Consider the following 18,676-nt stretch of genomic DNA (forward strand, 5'->3'; position numbering starts at 1 on the left):
ATCCGTCGAGAATTCGGGGGTGGACGGGCGGCGCGCTGGGGAGGGACGCGCCGCCCGGCCGGGGTTACCAGCAGATACCTTCGGTACGGCTGGTGGTGCAGGTTGGCTTGCTCATGAACCCGACCAGGTCGATCACTTGCTTGCCTTCCGGCGCTTGCTGGGCGAGGGCGCGGAACTGCTCGTCACGGTTGCCCAGGACGATGATCTCGGCGTCGTTGACCACCTGCTCGAAGTTGGCGTTGAGCAGCGAGGAAACGTGGGGGATCTTCGACTCGATGTAGTCCTTGTTGGCGCCGTGCACTCGGGCGTACTCGACGTTCTGGTCGTAGATGTCGAGCTGGTAGCCCTTGCCGATCAGGCGCTCGGCCAGTTCGACCAGCGGGCTTTCGCGCAGGTCGTCGGTACCGGCCTTGAAGCTCAGGCCGAGCAGGGCGACCTTGCGCTTGTCGTGGCTTTCGATGATGTCGAAGGCGTTCTGTACCTGGGATTCGTTGCTGCGCATCAGCGAGTCGAGCAGCGGTGCCTTCACATCCAGGCTTGCGGCGCGGTAGGTGAGGGCGCGCACGTCCTTGGGCAGGCACGAGCCGCCGAAGGCGAAGCCCGGGCGCATGTAGTACTGGGACAGGTTGAGCACCTTGTCCTGGCAGACCACGTCCATCACGTCGCGGCCGTCGACGCCCACGGCCTTGGCGATGTTGCCGATCTCGTTGGCGAAGGTGACCTTGGTGGCGTGCCACACGTTGCAGGTGTACTTGATCATCTCGGCCACTTCGATCGGCTTGCGGATCACCGGGGCGTCGAGTTCTTCGTACAGTGCTTGCAGCACGTCGCCGCTGGCGCTGTCCAGTTCGCCGATGACGGTCATCGGTGGCTGGTCGTAGTCCTTGATCGCGGTGCTTTCACGCAGGAACTCGGGGTTGACCGCGACGCCGAAGTCGACGCCGGCCTTCTTGCCCGAGCAGTCTTCGAGGATCGGGATCACCACGTTCTTGACGGTGCCCGGCAGCACGGTGCTGCGCACCACGATGGTGTGGCGGCGGCTGGTGTCGCGCAGTACGTAGCCGATTTCGCGGCACACCGACTCGATGTACTCCAGGCCCAGGTCGCCGTTTTTCTTGCTCGGGGTACCGACGCAGATCATCGACACGTCGCTGGCACGGATGGCTTCGGCGAAATCGGTGGTGCCACGCAGGCGGCCATTGGCCACGCCCTGTTGCAGCAGTGCTTCCAGGCCCGGCTCGACGATGGGCGACTTGCCCCGGTTGATCAGGTCGATCTTGGTGCTGGACACGTCCACACCAATTACTTCATGGCCGCGTGCCGACAGGCAACCGGCACAGACTGCACCCACATAACCCAAACCAAAGATGCTGATACGCATCGTATTCACCTCGTGTGTTTATCACGCCAGCCCTTCTTCGAAAGAGCCAGCCGGGTTGATTGACCAGCAGTTTTCGGGCGCACGGCTCCCTGGCGAATTGACACTTCACCGTGCGCAGGCATGAATAAATCCGGAGCGCAGAAAGTTATGCACTCAACGTTGGCAAGCTAAGGCCAGTATTAAAATGGCGTGCCCTGAAATGCAGCCGTCTTTATTGCAGTTCGCCGTATGCGTACTGCTGTGCTTGTTCTTTCAAGTGGATAAATCCTTTGAAATCAACCACTAGGACGTATGTTATGGGCGCTTCTCTCCTGCATGGATAATGGCTTTTGGCACTTCCTGTACCGCCTTTGAAGTTTGTTGGTTGTGCGCGATAGCGGCACTTTGTCATCTGTAAGTCATCTCTCACGCTGCGGCGCTTGAAACTTGTTACGGGTGCTATGAGCCATGCGGCGCGGTAGAAGTTCCTGGCCGGGTTCGGCGCGGATGAAAGATTTCTAAATATTTTTTCAGTGGCAAATACTTTCACTTTGATGGCACGCGCTAGTTTCACCCCCGTCTATAAAGGGCGAAAACCAAGCGGGATGGTTATATGCCAGCATTCGAAAATATTTTTCAAAATTCGTCAAAAAAGTACGAACGGTCTTATGGCGTTTTGCGATAAAGGTATTGGTGGTGGTTTTTTGGCGTCTGTTGTTTGGCGTTTCAGATGGGGAATGTGCCCCGTTGCAGGGCAGCACAGGGGCTGCTTTGCAGCCCTTTCGCGGCACAAGGCCGCTCCTACAGAAACGGCGCGGTCCCTGTAGGAGCGGCCTTGTGCCGCGAAAGGGCCGCGAAGCGGCCCCAAGGCCATCAGCCTTCGGCGTGATCGCGCAGGAACACCAGGTGATCGGGCTTGGACTGCTCGGTGCTGTAGTAGTAGCCCTGCACATCGAAGCGCTTGAGCTGCTCGGGATCGTTGATGCGCTGCTCGATCACGAAGCGGCTCATCATCCCGCGGGCCTTCTTGGCGTAGAAGCTGATGATCTTGTACTGGCCGTTCTTCAGGTCCTTGAAGTCGACATTGATCACCCGCGCCTTCAAGGCGCTCTTCTTCACCGCGCTGAAGTATTCGTTGCTGGCCAGGTTGAGCAACACGTCGTCACCCTGTTCGGCCAGGGCCTGGTTCAGCCACTCGCTGATGCGCGTGCCCCAGAAGGCATACAGGTCCTTGCCGCGGGCATTGGCCAGCTTGGTGCCCATTTCCAGACGGTAGGGCTGCATCAGGTCCAGCGGGCGCAGCAGGCCGTACAGGCCGGAGAGCATGCGCAGGTGGTCCTGGGCATAGCTGAAGTCGTCTTCGCCGAGGCTTTCGGCGTCCAGGCCGGTGTACACGTCACCCTTGAACGCCAGCAGCGCCTGCTTGGCGTTGGCCGGGGTGAAATCCGGAGTCCAACTGCCGAAGCGCGCGGCATTGAGGCCGGCGAGCTTGTCGGAGAGGTGCATCAGTTCGCTGATCTGGGCCGGCGACAGCTCGCGCAACTGCAGGATCAACGCCTGGGAGTCGTCCAGGTACTGGGGCAGGGTGTAGCGCTGGGTTACCGGCGGGGTGTCGTAGTCGAGGGTCTTGGCGGGGGAAATCACCGTCAGCATCGGGTCGGCTCCTGGAATCAATCGGCGGATTCTACGGGGCTGGCGGGGCAACGCCAAACTATGGCGACGATAGCCTGGGCACATGGCCACGGAGTTTCGCCGGGTGTCGCGCTATAGTGCGCGGCATGCCTTCATGGAGACCGTTCATCGTGCGTATCGCTATTGCCCTGCTGGCCGGGCTGCTGAGCCTGGGCGCGCAGGCCGCCCCTGCAGATTTCGTCAGCTTCGAGCGCAGCCTGTGGCCCGAGAAACTCGACAGCCCGGCGTTGTTCGACGTGGCGTCGCGCGCCGAGATCCTTTCGTTTGCCCGGGTGCTGCATGAAAGCGAGATGCTCGATGAACAGGCATTGGCGGAGCGCCTGGGCTTGCGCCAGGTCAACCTGCCGGTGATCCGTGCGCTGCGGGCGCGCATGTGGCAGCGGCTGTGGACCAATTATCAGCAGGCGCAGCAGAGTTGCGAGCAGGATGCGTCGTTTTGCTATCCGCTGGAGTCAATGGCTGATTTACGCACTAAGTCGGCTACATTCGCCACAGAAGTCGGCAAGTTCTACGCAACTTGGATCGAGCCCAGTCACCAGTTCCACACCCGCTACCTGGACGAGCTGCTGCGCAAGGCGGCGGTGTTCCCGCAGACTTCCAGCGAGGTGGAAAAGCTGTCCGCGCGCGAGCGAAACGGCGATGAGCTCAACGACCGCATGTTCCTCCTCAGCTTCGTCGGCGGCCCCGGCCCAGTGGGCGGCAACACCGATGGCCTGGCCGACTATCTGCGCCGGCAGAAGCTCGACGGCATCTTCTTCGTGCTGGGCAATCGGCTGCAGCAGCGTCGTGACAGTGGGGCGCTGGCCGGGCTGTATGCAGGGCAGTGCGTGGGCATCCAGGGCTGGGAGTACCGCTCCCATGCCCAGTGGCAGGGCTGGCAGGACTCGCTGCGGCGCAGTCAGGCGCGGGTTCAGGCGGACCTGCCAGCGCAATATGTGCCGTTGTTCCGCCCGCCCTATGGGCAGCGGCGTGGGGATGGCGAAGCGTTCATGGCCAGCCAGCGGTTGCGGGTGTCGTTGTGGGATATCGATGCCCAGGATGACGGGCCGTTGACCGCCGAGGCTTCGGCGCAGCGGGTGATGACCTTGATGCTGCTGTGGCGCAAGGGGGTGATCCAGTTCCGTGACCACCTGCCCAAGGCGCAGCCGGCGCTGGAGTGGCTGTTGCAGCATACGGCGCAGAGTGGGATTGGTTGGGAGGGGTGTCGGGAGTATGGGGTGGGGGAGTAGGTTTGGCTGTTGATGGCGTGATGGCGTGATGGCGTGATGGCGTGATGGCGGCTAGGTGTAGGGCGATGGATTTGCAGCGCCTATGAGATCGAGCGCCGCCCGCGCGGCGCTTCGCGGGTAAACCCGCTCCCACAGTTTGTTTCGGGCCAATTATGCCTGTGAGGGTACCGCTGCCCGCCTTGGCGCATGCCTTGAGTCATGTGGGGCGGCAACAACGCCCACGCTGAAATTGTGTCGAGCCAACAAGGCGGACAAGGTAATGGCACAGAAGAGACTGGCCCAAAACAGACTGTGGGAGCGGGTTTACCCGCGAAGCGCCGCGCGGGCGGCGCTCGATCTCATAGGCGCTGCAATGTCCGAACGGATCACCAAAAAATCCAGCCCAAACACCGCATTTGATCTCTGAGCGTAGTCCTACCAAACCCTCACGCCAAGCCCTGTTCGTCAATCGGAAAAATAAACTTCATCTGTGCGTAAAAAGACTTTTTACCGTCATGGTTTTTGCGGTATCAAGGAACCAGACAGCCGAAACCTGCAGCACAGGTGGCGTCATCCACGCCAGCCTTGCCAGGTGAAATCCCCGCCCGTAACAACGCGGATACGGGGGAAACGGCAGTCACTTTGCGGCGCAGCCGTATGCGCCGTGTGGCTTTCACATAAGGTGACCGAGTATGGATGACCAAGGACGCAACCCTTCCTCCAACCAGCCAATCCTGTATGTGCTCGATACCAACGTCCTGATTCACGACCCTAACGCCCTGCTCAACTTCGAGGAGCACCACGTCGCCTTGCCGATGACGGTGCTGGAGGAACTCGACAAGCTCAAGACCGGTAAACACACCATCGCCGCCGAATGTCGCCAGGCCATCCGCCTGATCGACCAGACCCTGGGCGACGCCTCGCCCAGCGATGTCGAGAAGGGTGTCCCGATCCAGCGCGGCAAGAGCGGGCCCAAGGGCTTCCTGTCCATCCTCATGAGCACGCGCAACGAGCCGAACCGCCTGCTCCCCGAAAACCTTGCCGACAACATCATCATCAACCAGTTGCTGGACCTGCGCGCCAAGCGCCCGGACCTGGACGTGGTGCTGGTCACCAAAGACATCAACATGCGCCTGAAGGCGCGCGCCTGCGGGATTGCCGCCGAGGACTACAGCACCGACCAGCTGGTCGACGACGTGTCCTTGCTGTCCAAGGGCTACCACTCGGTCACCGGCTCCTTCTGGGACCGGGTCAGCAAGGTCGACACCCGTCAGGAGCGGGGCCGCACCTGGCACCGGGTACAGATGATCGACAACCTGCCGGCTGTGCACATCAACGAGTTCATCATCGATGAGCAGGGCTTCGTCGGTTGGGTCAAGGGCATCCGCGACAGCGAACTGCTGCTGCTCGACCTGCACCAGGAGCCGCTGCTGCACCAGGAGGCCTGGGGCCTGAAACCGCGCGACATCCATCAGAGCCTGGCACTGTTCGCCTTGCTCGACCCGGATATCCACCTGGTCAACCTGACCGGCGCCGCCGGTTCCGGCAAGACCATCCTGGCACTGGCCGCGGCCATCGAGCAGACCATGGTCAGCAAGCGCTACCGGCGCATCATCGCCACCCGCAGCGTGCAGGGGCTGGACCAGGAGATCGGCTTCCTGCCGGGCACCGAGGCGGAGAAGATGGAACCTTGGCTGGGCGCCATCACCGACAACCTCGAAGCCTTGCACATGGATGACGAGAGTACCCACGGCAGCGTCGAGTACATCCTCGAAAGGGTCCCGCTGCAGTTCAAGTCGATGAACTACATCCGCGGGCGCAGCTTCCAGCAGAGCCTGATCCTGATCGACGAGTGCCAGAACCTCACCCCGCACCAGATGAAAACCATCATCACCCGTGCCGGTGCAGGTTCCAAGGTGGTCTGCCTGGGCAACCTGGCGCAGATCGACACCCCCTACCTGTCGGCCACCAGTTCCGGGCTGACCTACCTGACCGAACGCTTCAAGGACTTCCCCCACGGCGTGCACATCACCCTGCAGGGGGTGCCGCGCTCGGTACTGGCCGAGTACGCCGAGTCGCATCTGTAACACTTCGCGGGGCAAGTCGCATCGGCATACCGTCGATGCGACTTGCCCCGCGATGCCCTCTGCTCAAACCTGACCCACGGGTTTACACTCTGCTTTCCCTTCACAGGAGCAGAGCTGTGCTGACTCATCTTGATTCCCAGGGGCGCGCCAACATGGTCGACGTCACTGAAAAAGCCGTGACCGCACGCGAGGCGTTGGCCGAGGCGCGGGTGCGCATGTTGCCGGCCACCTTGCGCATGATCGTCGATGGCGAACACCCCAAGGGCGACGTGTTCGCCGTGGCGCGTATCGCTGGCATCCAGGCGGCGAAGAAGACCAGTGACCTGATCCCGCTGTGCCACCCGTTGATGCTCACCAGCGTCAAGGTCGAGCTGGCGGCCGAGGGCGAGGACGTGGTGCATATCGTCGCGCGCTGCAAGCTGGCCGGGCAGACCGGGGTCGAGATGGAGGCGCTGACTGCGGCCAGTGTCGCCGCGTTGACCATTTACGACATGTGCAAGGCGGTGGACAAAGGCATGGTCATCGAGCAGGTGCGCCTGCTGGAGAAGGTCGGCGGCAAGAGCGGCCACTACAAGGTGGAGGGGTGATGAAGGTCAAGGTCATGTATTTCGCCCGCTATCGCGAATTGCTGGGCGTCGATGTCGAGCGGGTGGAGGGCACCTTCAAGGTGCTGGACGATGTGCGCCAGGCCCTGGTGGCCAAGGGCGGGCAGTACGCCGTGCTGGCCGAGCAGAACCTGATGTGCGCGCGCAACGAAGAGCTGTGCAGGCTCGATGAGCCGCTGGAGGAGGGCGACGAAGTCGCGTTCTTCCCGCCGGTGACCGGAGGCTGAGCATGGCCGTACGTGTGCAGGAGACGGCGTTCGACCCGGGGCTTGAGGTCAACGCCATGCACGCCGCCAACGTCGGCGTGGGTGCGGTGGTCGGCTTTGTCGGCTATGTGCGCGATTTCAACGATGGCCAGGACGTGGCGGGGATGTTCCTCGAACACTACCCGGGCATGACCGAGAAGGCCCTGGCCAAGATAGTGGTCGAGGCCGAGCAGCGCTGGCCGCTGCTCAAGGTCGAGGTGTTGCACCGCATCGGTGCGCTGGAGCCGGGCGAGCCGATCGTGTTCGTCGGGGTGGCCAGCGCACACCGCCAGGCGGCATTCGACGCCTGCAATTTCATCATGGATTACCTCAAGACCCGGGCGCCGTTCTGGAAGAAAGAACAGACCGGCGACGGCCCGCGCTGGGTCGAGGGCAAGCAGAGCGATGAGGACGCTGCCCGGCGCTGGTGAGTCAGCTTTTTCGGGGCGTGCATTTCGTCTCGGAGGTGGTTGAGTTTCAAGACACAAAAGTCCAGTATGGAATCATAAGTACAAAATGATTCCATACGGCCTTGCGGCCTTTGTCTTTACCTCTGTCTTGCACCACAACCTCCAATAATGAGCGAGCGAGATTCCGATGAAGAAAATCACCCTGATCAGTGGTCTGGCCTTGGGCCTGTTGGCCGGCAGCAATCTGTTCGCCGCCGAGCCGGTGCTGCGTATTGGCATCGAGGCTGCCTACCCGCCGTTTGCCTCGAAGAACGACAAGGGCGAAATCGTCGGTTTCGACTATGACATCGGCAACGCCCTGTGCGCGCAGCTGAAGGTCAAGTGCGTGTGGAACGAGGTCGAGTTCGACGGGCTGATCCCGTCGCTGAAGGTGAAGAAGATCGACGCCGCCCTGTCGTCGATGACCATCACCGACGAGCGCAAGAAGTCCGTGGACTTCACCCACAAGTACTACTTCACCTCGTCACGGCTGGTGATGAAGAAGGGCGCGGCGGTCGATGACCAGTACCAGAGCCTGGTCGGCAAGACCATCGGTGTGCAGCGCGCTACCACCACCGACCGCTACGCCACCGAGGTGCTCGAGCCCAAGGGCGTCAAGGTCAAGCGCTATAGCAACAACGAAGAGATCTACATGGACCTGGCATCGGGGCGGGTGGATGCGATCTTCGCCGACACCATCCCGCTGGATGACTTCCTGTCGATGCCCCGCGGCGCCGACTACGCCTTCGTCGGCCCGGAGCTGAAGGACCCGAAATACGTTGGCGAAGGTGCCGGCATTGCCGTGCGCAAGGGCAACGGCGAGTTGGTCAGCCAGCTCAACGGCGCCATCGACGCACTACGGGCCAGTGGCGAGTACCAGAAGATCCAGGGCAAGTACTTCAAGTCGGACATCTACGGCGACTGAGCCGCTCTGGGTTCAAGGCCTGAGCCGTTTCAGGCCTTGAGCTCCTTCAGGTGCTTGTACACCGTCGCCCGCCCCATCCCCAGCACATTGGCCACGTAGTTGGCCGCACTCTTGCCTTTGAACGCGCCCTCGGCATGCAGGGCCAGCACCAGCTCGCGCTTGTGGTCGCGGTTGAGCACGCTCAGGCTCAGCTGGTGCTCGCGCAGCCAGCCATTGAGGAAGGTGTTGATGCGCTCCTGCCAGTCGTCGCGGAACAGCGCATCGGGCTGAGGAATCAGCCGGCTCGGCGAGAGGAACAGGTCCAGCGCCGCCCGGGCGTTTTCGAACAGCGAGATATTCAGGTTGATGCACAGCACCGCCAGCGGCTTGCCTGCACTGTCGCGCAGCACGGTGCTCAGCGAACGGATCTTCTGCCCGTCCCAGTTGAGCTTCTCGTAGGGGCCGATGTTGGTTTCGTCGGTGCCGGGCTCAAGCAGGTCTTCCAGGGCGGCATCGTCGCCGATCTCGCGTTTGGACAGGTTGTTGGCGATGTAGTCGATTTTCTGGCTGCGCAGGTCGTGCAGCACCACCTCGGCATGGGGGAAGAACAGGGTGGCGATCGCGTCGGCGATGGCCCGGTAGTTGTCCAGGGCCGGGTCGGGGCTAGGTGAAGGCATCGGGGCAGGCTCCATGGGGTATCAGCGCCCTTGTGCCAAGGGCGCTGGGAGTGTGCCGCAATCACGGCGGCGCGTCATCCGTGCGGGCCTCAGCTGGCCTGTTGCAGGCGATACAGGGCATTGGCCAGGGCGATGTCCTCCAGGCCAAGGCCAATGGAGCGGAAGAAGGCGTGGCGCTGGTAGCTCGGCACGGGCGCCTGGCCGCTGAGCAGTTGCGCAAGGTCGCCGATGATCGCCTCGGGCCGCCAGCCGGTCTGCTCGGCGGCGATCAGCATTTCGCCGGCGCTGCCTGGGGTGGTTACCCGGTAATCGCAGTACACATCCATATGCTGCAGGCTGGCCGGGGGCACCTCATGGGCACGCACGGCATTGGTGCTGATCGAGGTGATCAGTGCCGGCTTGCTCAACTGGCCGGGGTCGATCACCGGGCCGGCCGAGGAGGTGCACAGCATGATCACGTCGGCATCGGCCAGCGCCTGCTCCAGGCTGTCGGCCAGTTGCAGGCGATCGTCCAGGTCGGTCAGTTGCTGGCGTTGCGCGGCGCTTTGCTGGGCGAGGCTTGGTGAGAACAGGCGGATGTCCTGCCATTGGCGCAGGCCACGCACGTAGTGCAGGTGGGCACGGGCAATGGCGCCGCTGCCGATCACGGTCAGGCGCCGGGCCTGGGGCGGGGCCAGGGCATCGACGGCCACGGCGGTGGTGGCGGCAGTGCGCGCGGTGGTCAGCTCGCCGGCGTCGCACAGCAGCAGCGGCTGGCCGCTGTCCATCGACATCAGCAGGGTCCAGGCTGTCACCAGCGGGCCCTGCTCGCGGACGATATAGGGTGAAGTCTTGATTCCGTAGACGCGCTCCTCGGCCAGCACCCCGCCATAGTTGATGAAGTCGCCGCGCCCGGCGGGGAACTCCACCAGTTGCTGAGGGGGCTGCACCGCTTCGCCTGCGGCCAGGTCGCGGAACAGCTTGCGCAGGATCTGCGGCACGTCCAGCTGGCCGAGCAGGTGGCGGGCGTGTTGTTGATCGATGACGAGGGGCGTGGGCATGGACGGCTCCTGATAAACAATTTCGTCCATTATGGACTTTTTGTTCTATGGAGCAATATCGCGGGTTCAGGCAGTAGGGTCAAGCAAAGCAATTGGGGCCGCCCTGCGGCCCTTCGCGGGTCAAGCCCGCTCCCACAGGTACTGCGCATCTCTCAAGAGTTGCGCGATTCCTGTAGGAGCGGGCTTGACCCGCGAAGGGCTGCAGAGCAGCCCCAATAAGTGTGACAGTCGCTGGTCGCGCTCTGCCTCAGTGCCCTTTGCGCGGCACCGGCTTGAGCAGCTCGTCCGGGGGCATTTCGCACTTGATCTTGCGCCCCAGCAGTTCCTCGATCGCCGGCAACTGGTAGGAGTCGTCCTCACCGGCGAAGCTGATCGACACACCCTCGGCACCCGCGCGGCCAGTCCGGCCAATGCGGTGCACGTAGTCGTCCGGGTCTTCCGGCAGGGTGAAGTTGATCACATGGCTGATGCCGTCGATGTGGATGCCACGGCCGGCCACATCGGTGGCCACCAGCACGGTGATGCGCCCTTCGCGGAAGTTTTCCAGGGTACGTATGCGCTTGTGCTGCGGGACGTCGCCGGAAAGCTGGGCGGCGTTGATGCCGTCGCGCACCAGTTTTTCCTCGATGCGCCGCACTTCGTCCTTGCGGTTGGCGAACACCATCACCCGTTCCCATTTGTGCTGGGTGACCAGGTTGTACAGCAGCTTGTACTTGTCGCTGCCGGCTACCGCGTAGACGTGCTGCTCGACGGTTTCGCTGGCGACGTTCTCCGGCTCGATCTCGACGATGGCCGGGTTGGTGGTCCACTGCTTGGCCAGGTTCATCACGTCGTCGGTGAAGGTGGCGGAGAACAGCAGGGTCTGGCGCTCGCTCTTCGGCGGGGTCTGGCGGATGATCTGCCGTACCTGGGGGATGAAGCCCATGTCGAGCATGCGGTCGGCTTCGTCCAGCACCATCACCTCGACCATGTCCAGGTGCACTTCGCCACGCTGCTGGAAGTCCAGCAGGCGGCCCGGAGTGGCCACCAGGATGTCGCAGTGGCGGGCCTCGAGGGCCTTGAGCTGCTTGTCGAAGTCCATGCCGCCGACGAAGCTCATCACGTTCAGGCCGCTGTACTTGGTCAGGGCCACGGCGTCCTTGGCGATCTGCACCACCAGCTCGCGGGTCGGGGCGATGATCAGCGCGCGCGGTTCGCCCATGTAGCGCTCTTTGGGCGGCGGGGTCTGCTGAAGCTGCGAGATGATCGAGATCAGGAACGCGGCGGTCTTGCCGGTGCCGGTCTGGGCCCGACCAATGGCGTCCTGGCCACGCAGGGTGTAGCCCAGTACGCCGGCCTGGATCGGCGTGCAATACGGGAAACCGAGGTCGTGGATGGCGTGCATCAGCTCGTTGGAGAGCTTGAAATCGTGGAAGCGGGTCTTGCCTTCCTGCGGCTCGACTACGAAGTCTTCGGGCTTCCACAGGCTGGCCTGGGGTTTGGGCTTGCGCTCGCGCCGCGGCTTTGGCGTGGCGGGCTGCTGCGTGGGGGCGGGCTCGGTGGCTGGCTTGTCGGCGGCGGCCGGCGCGGCTTTGGGCTTGGCGCTGGCGCGCGGCGCTGTATTTTCTGCGGCCGGTTGCGGTGCCGGCGCTGGCGGGGTCACGGCGACGGGCTCGGCGGCTGGCGGCGCGGCGTCTCCCTTGGCGAATATTTTCTTGAGTGCCTTGAGCACGATCGTCTCGTCAATTGATTAAGGAATGTACGCCGGGCAGTGTAATGCAAGAATCGGGCGCGGCGTAGTGCAATGCTCGGGCGGCTACAGGCTCACTGCAACTGGCGGCTCAGCCAGTCGTGGATATCGTTCAGCTCGGCAACCGCCACCTCGTGTTCCATCGGGTATTCGTGCCATTGCGCGGCCACACCCCAGGTATTGAGGTACTCGAACGCCGTGCGGCCCATCGATGGGATCACTACCGGGTCATGCACGCCGTGCAGGCACAGCGCGGGCGTGCGCTGCTGGCAGGCGCTCAGTTGCTGGCTGTCGGTGAAGGTCGGGGCGTAGGTGGACAGGGCGATCACCCCGCCCAGGGCTTCCTGCCACTTTATATAGGCGGTGTGCAGCACCACGGCGCCACCCTGGGAAAAGCCCGCCAGGATGATCCGCGACAGGTTGATGCCCTTGGCCTGTTCGGCCTTGATCAGCGCGATGATCTGCCCGGCCGACTCCTCAAGCTGCGCTTCGTCGATGGCCCGTGCCGGGGTCATGGCCTTGATGTCGTACCAGCTGGGCATTTCATAGCCGCCGTTGATGGTCACCGGGCGGGTAGGGGCCTGGGGCATGACGAAGCGGGTGCTGAGCAGTCGCTCCTGGAGAAACTCGGCCACCGGTAGGAAGTCGTAACGGTCGGCCCCCAGGCCGTGCAACCAGATCACACAGGCGTCGGCGGTGTTCTGGGGTTCGAGAATCAGCGGGTTGGTCATGACTGCTCCGAAAAAGTGCGTGCGTACGTAATGAGTGCGTAAAAAGAAGGCGATGGAGGTTAATGCCAGAAAAAGATGTCGCAACTCTACAACTTTTCCTACTTGACGCCCGCTTAATCGCTTAAGCCAGCAACTGTGGTACGCCCTTTGCTATGACCTTGTCATGCGAAGGAGTGGGCCAGTCACGGTAACACCCCTCGTGTGGATATAAAGGCTGTCATAGAACAGCTCATTGCGCCAATTGACCCAAAAACAAGCCAACACGGGGTCGGATGCGCCTCATAAGGGTGCGGTGCAATTCCGGCTCGTACAACAAGAGCGATTTGGAGGTTGTTGATGAAGATGTTGAAAACCACCCTGGCAGTCCTGACCGCCGCCGCTGCGCTGGGCGCCACCAGCTTCGCCCAGGCCGGCGCTACCCTCGATGCGGTGAATAAGAAGGGCTTCGTCCAGTGTGGCGTGAGCGATGGTCTCCCAGGTTTCTCGGTCCCTGACGCCAAAGGCAACATCGTCGGTATCGATGCTGATGTCTGCCGCGCCGTGGCCGCCGCCGTGTTCGGCGACGCCAAGAAGGTCAAGTTCAGCCAGCTCAACGCCAAGGAACGCTTCACTGCGCTGCAGTCCGGCGAAGTCGACGTGCTGTCGCGCAACACCACCTGGACCAGCTCGCGCGATGCCGGCATGGGCCTGGTGTTCGCCGGCGTCACCTACTACGACGGCATCGGCTTCCTGGTGAACAAGAAGCTCGGCGTTTCCAGCGCCAAGGAGCTCGACGGCGCCACCATCTGCATCCAGGCCGGTACCACCACCGAGCTGAACGTCTCCGACTACTTCCGCGCCAATGGCCTGAAGTACACCCCGATCACCTTCGACACCTCCGACGAGAGCGCCAAGTCGCTGGAGTCGGGCCGTTGCGACGTGCTGACCTCCGACAAGTCGCAGCTCTACGCACAGCGCTCCAAGCTGGCCGCGCCGACCGACTACGTGGTACTGCCGGAAACCATCTCCAAGGAGCCGCTGGGCCCGGTGGTGCGCAAAGGCGACGAAGAGTGGTTCAGCATCGTCAAGTGGACCCTGTTCGCCATGCTCAATGCCGAAGAGATGGGCATCACCTCGAAGAACGTCGAGGCCGAAGCCAAGGCCACCAAGAACCCTGACGTCGCCCGTATGCTCGGCGCCGACGGTGAGTACGGCAAGGACCTGAAGCTGCCGAAGGACTGGGTGGTACAGATCGTCAAGCAGGTCGGCAACTACGGTGAAGTGTTCGAGAAGAACCTGGGCAAGGAAACCCCGCTGCAGATCGACCGCGGCCTGAACGCCCTGTGGAACAACGGCGGCATCCAGTACGCACCGCCAGTGCGCTGATGCCTGCACCCTGCGGCGGCATCCAGCCGCCGCAGGTCGTTCGACTCCCTTCTTTTCGGGGCACTTCATGCAAAATCAAATCGGCGCACGGAAAGGGATTTCCCTTAGTGATCCACGTGTGCGCGCGTGGCTGTTCCAGATCGTCACGGTGGTCTTCGTGGCCGGCCTGGGCTGGTACCTGTTCCACAACACCCAGACCAACCTGCAGCACCGGGGCATCACCTCAGGCTTCGACTTCCTCGAGCGCAGTGCCGGCTTCGGCATTGCCCAGCACCTGATCCCCTATGTGGAATCGGACAGCTATGCCCGGGTGTTCGTCATCGGCCTGCTCAATACCCTGCTGGTGACCTTCATCGGCATCATCCTGGCGACGCTGCTGGGCTTCATCATCGGCGTGGCACGGCTATCGCAGAACTGGATGATCAACAAGCTGGCGACGGTGTACGTGGAGACCTTCCGCAACATCCCGCCGCTGCTGCAGATCCTGTTCTGGTACTTCGCGGTGTTCCTCACCCTTCCGGGGCCGCGGGGCAGCATCAATATCGACGACACCTTCTTCATCAGCAACCGTGGCCTGAACATGCCCGGTGCCTCGATGGCCGAGGGCTTCTGGCCGTTCGCGGCGGCGCTGGTGCTGGCAATCGTCGCCATCGTGCTGATGGTGCGCCATGCCAACAAGCGCTTCGACGAGACCGGCCAGCCGCTCCACAAGTTCTGGGTCGGCCTGCTGCTGCTGGTCGGCATCCCTGGTGTTTGCGCGCTGCTGTTCGGCAGCCCGGTGCACTGGGAAGTGCCGCAGCTCAAGGGCTTCAACTTCGTCGGTGGCTGGGTGCTGATCCCCGAGCTGCTGGCGTTGACCCTGGCGCTGACGATCTATACCGCAGCGTTCATCGCTGAAATCGTGCGCTCCGGCATTCGCTCGGTCAGCCATGGCCAGACCGAAGCGGCCCGCTCGCTCGGCCTGCGCGAAGGCCCGACGCTGCGCAAGGTGATCATCCCCCAGGCGCTGCGGGTGATCATTCCGCCGCTGACCAGCCAGTACCTGAACCTGGCGAAGAACTCGTCGCTGGCTGCCGGCATCGGCTACCCGGAGATGGTCTCGCTGTTCGCCGGTACCGTGCTCAACCAGACCGGCCAGGCCATCGAGGTGATCGCCATCACCATGAGCGTCTATCTCGCCATCAGCATCAGCATTTCGCTGTTGATGAACTGGTACAACAAGCGCATTGCGCTGATCGAACGGTGAGGGTACTTCCGTGACAGCTCATGTTTTCAAACCTGACATGCCGCCACCGGTGAAGACCATCGGCGTGCTCGCCTGGATGCGGGCCAACCTGTTCTCCAGCTGGCTGAACACCTTGCTGACGCTGTTCGCCCTGTACCTGGTGTGGCTGATCGTGCCGCCCTTGCTGCAATGGGCGTTCATCGATGCCAACTGGGTCGGCACCACCCGTGCCGACTGCACCAAGGACGGCGCCTGCTGGGTGTTCATCCAGCAGCGTTTCGGCCAGTTCATGTATGGCTACTACCCCAGCGAGCTGCGCTGGCGCGTCGACTTGACCGTCTGGCTCGCGGTGCTCGGCGCCGCACCGTTGTTCATCAAGCGCTTCCCACGCAAGGCCGTGTACGGGCTGGGCTTCCTGATGCTGTACCCGGTGCTGGCCTACACCCTGCTGCATGGCGGCTACCTGGGCCTGGCCAACGTACCCACCAACCAGTGGGGCGGCCTGATGCTCACCCTGGTGATCGCCACGGTCGGCATCGTCGGTGCGCTGCCGCTGGGTATCCTGCTGGCCCTGGGGCGCCGTTCGAACATGCCGGCGGTCAAGGTGGTCTGTGTCACCTTCATCGAGTTCTGGCGCGGCGTGCCGCTGATCACCGTGTTGTTCATGTCCTCGGTGATGCTGCCGCTGTTCTTGCCCGAGGGCATGAGCTTCGACAAGCTGCTGCGGGCGATGATCGGCGTGATCCTGTTCCAGTCGGCGTACATCGCCGAGGTGGTGCGCGGTGGTCTGCAGGCCATCCCCAAGGGCCAGTACGAAGCTGCCGCGGCCATGGGCCTGGGTTACTGGCGGGCGATGGGTCTGGTGATCCTGCCCCAGGCGCTCAAGCTGGTGATCCCCGGCATCGTCAACACCTTCATTGCCCTGTTCAAGGACACCAGCCTGGTGATCATCATCGGCCTGTTCGACTTGCTCAACAGCGTCAAGCAGGCGGCTGCCGACCCTGCCTGGCTGGGCATGGCGACCGAGGGCTACGTGTTCGCCGCCCTGGTGTTCTGGATTTTCTGTTTCGGTATGTCCCGCTACTCCATGCACCTGGAGCGCAAGCTGGACACTGGCCACAAGCGTTAGGAGTTTCAAAATGAGTGAAGCGATCAAGCAGCCTGCCGGCCCCGAAGGCATCATCCAGATGCAGGGCGTGAACAAGTGGTACGGCCAGTTCCATGTGCTCAAGGACATCAACCTGAACGTGCGCCAGGGTGAGCGCATCGTGTTGTGCGGGCCGTCCGGCTCGGGCAAGTCGACCACCATCCGCTGCCTCAACCGCCTGGAAGAGCACCAGCAGGGGCGCATTGTCGTCGACGGTGTGGAGCTGACCAACGACCTCAAGCAGATCGAGGCGATCCGCCGCGAGGTGGGCATGGTGTTCCAGCACTTCAACCTGTTCCCGCACCTGAGCATCCTCGAGAACTGCACCCTGGCGCCCATGTGGGTACGCAAGATGCCGCGGCGCAAGGCCGAGGAAATCGCCATGCACTACCTGGAGCGCGTGCGTATTCCAGAGCAGGCGCACAAGTATCCGGGGCAGTTGTCCGGTGGTCAGCAGCAGCGCGTGGCGATTGCCCGGGCGCTGTGCATGAAGCCGAAGATCATGCTGTTCGACGAACCGACATCGGCGCTGGACCCGGAGATGGTGAAAGAAGTGCTCGACACCATGGTCAGCCTGGCCGAGGACGGCATGACCATGCTCTGCGTGACCCACGAGATGGGCTTTGCCCGCACCGTGGCGAACCGGGTGATCTTCATGGACAAGGGCGAGATCGTCGAGCAGGCGGCGCCGGACGAGTTCTTCGACCGGCCGCGCAGTGACCGGACCAAGTTGTTCTTGAGCCAGATCCTGCATTGATGCAGTTGGGGCCGCTTCGCGGCCCTTTCGCCGGCAAGCCGGCTCCCACAGGGAACCAACCTCAACGCTGTGGGAGCCGGCTTGCCGGCGAAAGGGCTGCGCAGCAGCCCCCGTCGAGCGAACTCAGTTCTCTTCTTTTGCGGCCACCGGCGCCGGTGGTGGCCGCAGCCCCACCTCGGCGATCAGCTTCAGTTGCTGACCATTGCGCACCACTTCGATGGTGATCTTCTCGGTAGGCTTGATTCGCGCCACCTGGTTCATCGACTTGCGGCCATCGCCGGCCGGCTCGCCGTTGATGCTGAGGATCACATCCCCCAACTGCAGCCCCGCACGTGCCGCCGGGCCATCGCGGAAAATCCCCGCCACGACAATGCCCGGGCGCCCCTGCATGCCGAACGACTCGGCCAGCTCCTGGCTCAGCGGCTGCACTTCGATGCCCAGCCAGCCACGGATCACCTGGCCGTGCTCGACGATCGATTTCATCACCTCCAGCGCCAGCTTGACCGGAATGGCGAAGCCGATGCCTTGCGAGCCGCCGGACTTGGAGAAAATTGCCGTGTTGATGCCCACCAGGTTGCCGTTGGCATCGACCAGCGCGCCGCCAGAGTTGCCCGGGTTGATCGCCGCGTCGGTCTGGATGAAGTCTTCGTAGTTGTTCAGGCCCAGCTGGTTGCGGCCGGTGGCGCTGATGATGCCCATGGTCACGGTCTGACCGACGCCGAAGGGGTTGCCGATGGCCAGGGTGACGTCGCCGATGTGGATGTTGTCCGAACGGCCGATGGTGATCGCCGGCAGGTTCTTGAGGTCGATCTTCAGTACCGCGAGGTCGGTTTCCGGGTCACTGCCGATGACCCGGGCCAGGGTTTCGCGGCCATCCTTGAGCGCCACGACGATCTGGTCGGCACCACTGGTGACGTGGTTGTTGGTCAGCAGGTAGCCCTCGGGGCTCATGATCACCGCCGAACCCAGGCTCGACTCCCAGCGCCGCTGCTTGGGCAGGTTGTCGCCGAAGAAGCGCCGGAACTGCGGGTCTTCGAACAGCGGGTGGGCGCTCTTGTTGACCACCTTGGTGGTGTACAGGTTGACCACCGCCGGGGCGGCCAGGGTCACGGCATCGGCATAGGAGACCGGGCCCTGCATGATCCGGGTAGTCTGCGGGGCCTGCTGCAGGTTGACGTCCTGGCTGGGCAGGCCGACCCATTGCGGGAAACGCTGGATAACCAGCAAGGCGATCAATACGCCGGTGAGCAGGGGCCAGCCGAAATAACGCAGAGCCTTGAGCATGAATCAATCCTGGGAGTAGGGCGGGGGCCACATCGGTGCGGCCCAGGGTGCGAGCGCGCGCGATCATACACGTGAACAAGTCGATCGGCACGGTTGAAACCGCAGTGACTGCTTCGCGGGTAAACCCGCTTCCACAGAGATCACACCAACCCTGTGGGAGCGGGTTTACCC

17 protein-coding genes are annotated in these 18,676 nt (G+C 62.9%); 10 read left to right on the plus strand and 7 right to left on the minus strand.

Going from position 1 to position 18,676, the window contains the following annotated elements; all coding sequences use genetic code 11:
- Window positions 1-64 precede the first annotated feature (64 nt).
- On the minus strand, window positions 65-1,381 hold the full coding sequence (locus EJA05_RS04800) for a nucleotide sugar dehydrogenase (RefSeq protein WP_125462674.1): 1,317 nt from the start codon (window positions 1,379-1,381) through the stop codon (window positions 65-67).
- An 852-nt stretch (window positions 1,382-2,233) separates the two neighbouring features.
- The gene (gene yaaA, locus EJA05_RS04805; RefSeq protein WP_125857515.1) at window positions 2,234-3,013 is read right to left on the minus strand and encodes a peroxide stress protein YaaA; all 780 of its coding nucleotides are present in this window, start codon (window positions 3,011-3,013) and stop codon (window positions 2,234-2,236) included.
- A gap of 149 nt (window positions 3,014-3,162) precedes the next feature.
- On the opposite strand from yaaA, the gene EJA05_RS04810 reads away from it, so the two are divergent.
- The 6 genes from EJA05_RS04810 to EJA05_RS04840 all read left to right on the plus strand — a co-directional run bounded on the left by EJA05_RS04810 (window position 3,163) and on the right by EJA05_RS04840 (window position 8,571).
- Window positions 3,163-4,281, plus strand: coding sequence for a polysaccharide deacetylase family protein (locus EJA05_RS04810; protein WP_125861249.1), 1,119 nt, complete (start codon window positions 3,163-3,165; stop codon window positions 4,279-4,281).
- A gap of 671 nt (window positions 4,282-4,952) precedes the next feature.
- Entirely contained in the window at window positions 4,953-6,347 is a 1,395-nt protein-coding gene (locus tag EJA05_RS04820; protein WP_110991660.1) for a PhoH family protein, read from the plus strand.
- Window positions 6,348-6,463: 116 nt separating this feature from the next.
- Window positions 6,464-6,934 carry a cyclic pyranopterin monophosphate synthase MoaC gene (gene moaC / locus EJA05_RS04825; RefSeq protein ID WP_125462676.1) on the plus strand — a complete coding sequence of 157 codons (471 nt, stop codon included), beginning with the start codon at window positions 6,464-6,466 and terminating at the stop codon, window positions 6,932-6,934.
- Window positions 6,934-7,179, plus strand: a complete 246-nt coding sequence (locus tag EJA05_RS04830; RefSeq protein WP_125857517.1) for a MoaD/ThiS family protein — start codon at window positions 6,934-6,936, stop codon at window positions 7,177-7,179. The genes moaC and EJA05_RS04830 overlap by 1 nt, the downstream gene beginning before the upstream one ends.
- Before the next feature lie 2 nt (window positions 7,180-7,181).
- Window positions 7,182-7,628 (plus strand): molybdopterin synthase catalytic subunit MoaE, encoded by a 447-nt coding sequence (gene moaE / locus EJA05_RS04835; protein WP_125462678.1) that lies wholly within the window; start codon window positions 7,182-7,184, stop codon window positions 7,626-7,628.
- 166 nt (window positions 7,629-7,794) lie between these two features.
- Window positions 7,795-8,571, plus strand: coding sequence for an ABC transporter substrate-binding protein (locus EJA05_RS04840; protein ID WP_125857518.1), 777 nt, complete (start codon window positions 7,795-7,797; stop codon window positions 8,569-8,571).
- 29 nt (window positions 8,572-8,600) lie between these two features.
- On the opposite strand, the gene EJA05_RS04845 is transcribed toward EJA05_RS04840, so the two are convergent.
- The 4 genes from EJA05_RS04845 to EJA05_RS04860 form a co-directional block, all read right to left on the minus strand.
- Window positions 8,601-9,227, minus strand: coding sequence for a helix-turn-helix transcriptional regulator (locus EJA05_RS04845; RefSeq protein ID WP_125462680.1), 627 nt, complete (start codon window positions 9,225-9,227; stop codon window positions 8,601-8,603).
- Between the two features lie 89 nt (window positions 9,228-9,316).
- Window positions 9,317-10,267: an ornithine cyclodeaminase family protein gene (locus tag EJA05_RS04850; RefSeq protein ID WP_223811890.1), complete on the minus strand. Its 951-nt coding sequence runs from the start codon at window positions 10,265-10,267 to the stop codon at window positions 9,317-9,319.
- Between the two features lie 247 nt (window positions 10,268-10,514).
- Complete coding sequence (gene rhlB / locus EJA05_RS04855) at window positions 10,515-11,978, minus strand: ATP-dependent RNA helicase RhlB (protein ID WP_125857520.1); 1,464 nt, start codon at window positions 11,976-11,978, stop codon at window positions 10,515-10,517.
- Window positions 11,979-12,070: 92 nt separating this feature from the next.
- Window positions 12,071-12,727 carry an alpha/beta hydrolase gene (locus EJA05_RS04860; RefSeq protein ID WP_125462683.1) on the minus strand — a complete coding sequence of 219 codons (657 nt, stop codon included), beginning with the start codon at window positions 12,725-12,727 and terminating at the stop codon, window positions 12,071-12,073.
- Window positions 12,728-13,063: 336 nt separating this feature from the next.
- On the opposite strand from EJA05_RS04860, the gene EJA05_RS04865 reads away from it, so the two are divergent.
- The 4 genes from EJA05_RS04865 to EJA05_RS04880 all read left to right on the plus strand — a co-directional run bounded on the left by EJA05_RS04865 (window position 13,064) and on the right by EJA05_RS04880 (window position 17,221).
- Window positions 13,064-14,092: an amino acid ABC transporter substrate-binding protein gene (locus EJA05_RS04865; protein WP_125857521.1), complete on the plus strand. Its 1,029-nt coding sequence runs from the start codon at window positions 13,064-13,066 to the stop codon at window positions 14,090-14,092.
- Between the two features lie 67 nt (window positions 14,093-14,159).
- Complete coding sequence (locus EJA05_RS04870; RefSeq protein ID WP_125857522.1) at window positions 14,160-15,338, plus strand: amino acid ABC transporter permease; 1,179 nt, start codon at window positions 14,160-14,162, stop codon at window positions 15,336-15,338.
- 10 nt (window positions 15,339-15,348) lie between these two features.
- Window positions 15,349-16,446: an amino acid ABC transporter permease gene (locus tag EJA05_RS04875; protein WP_125857523.1), complete on the plus strand. Its 1,098-nt coding sequence runs from the start codon at window positions 15,349-15,351 to the stop codon at window positions 16,444-16,446.
- Window positions 16,447-16,456: 10 nt separating this feature from the next.
- Complete coding sequence (locus tag EJA05_RS04880) at window positions 16,457-17,221, plus strand: amino acid ABC transporter ATP-binding protein (RefSeq protein ID WP_125462688.1); 765 nt, start codon at window positions 16,457-16,459, stop codon at window positions 17,219-17,221.
- 123 nt (window positions 17,222-17,344) lie between these two features.
- Here EJA05_RS04880 and algW read toward each other — a convergent pair whose 3' ends face one another.
- The gene (gene algW / locus EJA05_RS04885) at window positions 17,345-18,505 is read right to left on the minus strand and encodes a Do family serine endopeptidase AlgW (RefSeq protein ID WP_125462690.1); all 1,161 of its coding nucleotides are present in this window, start codon (window positions 18,503-18,505) and stop codon (window positions 17,345-17,347) included.
- Window positions 18,506-18,676: the final 171 nt, after the last annotated feature.

Source organism: Pseudomonas oryziphila, assembly GCF_003940825.1.
GTDB classification, from domain to species: Bacteria; Pseudomonadota; Gammaproteobacteria; order Pseudomonadales; family Pseudomonadaceae; genus Aquipseudomonas; species Aquipseudomonas sichuanensis.

What these genes read in the sequence shown, in the direction of transcription:
- EJA05_RS04800 (WP_125462674.1), bottom strand. Translation starts at nt 1,381, where the DNA reads ATGCGTATCAGCATCTTTGGTTTGGGTTATGTGGGTGCAGTCTGTGCC.
- yaaA (WP_125857515.1), bottom strand. Translation starts at nt 3,013, where the DNA reads ATGCTGACGGTGATTTCCCCCGCCAAGACCCTCGACTACGACACCCCG.
- EJA05_RS04820 (WP_110991660.1), top strand. Translation starts at nt 4,953, where the DNA reads ATGGATGACCAAGGACGCAACCCTTCCTCCAACCAGCCAATCCTGTAT.
- EJA05_RS04830 (WP_125857517.1), top strand. Translation starts at nt 6,934, where the DNA reads ATGAAGGTCAAGGTCATGTATTTCGCCCGCTATCGCGAATTGCTGGGC.
- moaE (WP_125462678.1), top strand. Translation starts at nt 7,182, where the DNA reads ATGGCCGTACGTGTGCAGGAGACGGCGTTCGACCCGGGGCTTGAGGTC.
- EJA05_RS04840 (WP_125857518.1), top strand. Translation starts at nt 7,795, where the DNA reads ATGAAGAAAATCACCCTGATCAGTGGTCTGGCCTTGGGCCTGTTGGCC.
- EJA05_RS04845 (WP_125462680.1), bottom strand. Translation starts at nt 9,227, where the DNA reads ATGCCTTCACCTAGCCCCGACCCGGCCCTGGACAACTACCGGGCCATC.
- EJA05_RS04850 (WP_223811890.1), bottom strand. Translation starts at nt 10,267, where the DNA reads ATGCCCACGCCCCTCGTCATCGATCAACAACACGCCCGCCACCTGCTC.
- EJA05_RS04860 (WP_125462683.1), bottom strand. Translation starts at nt 12,727, where the DNA reads ATGACCAACCCGCTGATTCTCGAACCCCAGAACACCGCCGACGCCTGT.
- EJA05_RS04865 (WP_125857521.1), top strand. Translation starts at nt 13,064, where the DNA reads ATGAAGATGTTGAAAACCACCCTGGCAGTCCTGACCGCCGCCGCTGCG.
- EJA05_RS04870 (WP_125857522.1), top strand. Translation starts at nt 14,160, where the DNA reads ATGCAAAATCAAATCGGCGCACGGAAAGGGATTTCCCTTAGTGATCCA.
- EJA05_RS04880 (WP_125462688.1), top strand. Translation starts at nt 16,457, where the DNA reads ATGAGTGAAGCGATCAAGCAGCCTGCCGGCCCCGAAGGCATCATCCAG.
- algW (WP_125462690.1), bottom strand. Translation starts at nt 18,505, where the DNA reads ATGCTCAAGGCTCTGCGTTATTTCGGCTGGCCCCTGCTCACCGGCGTA.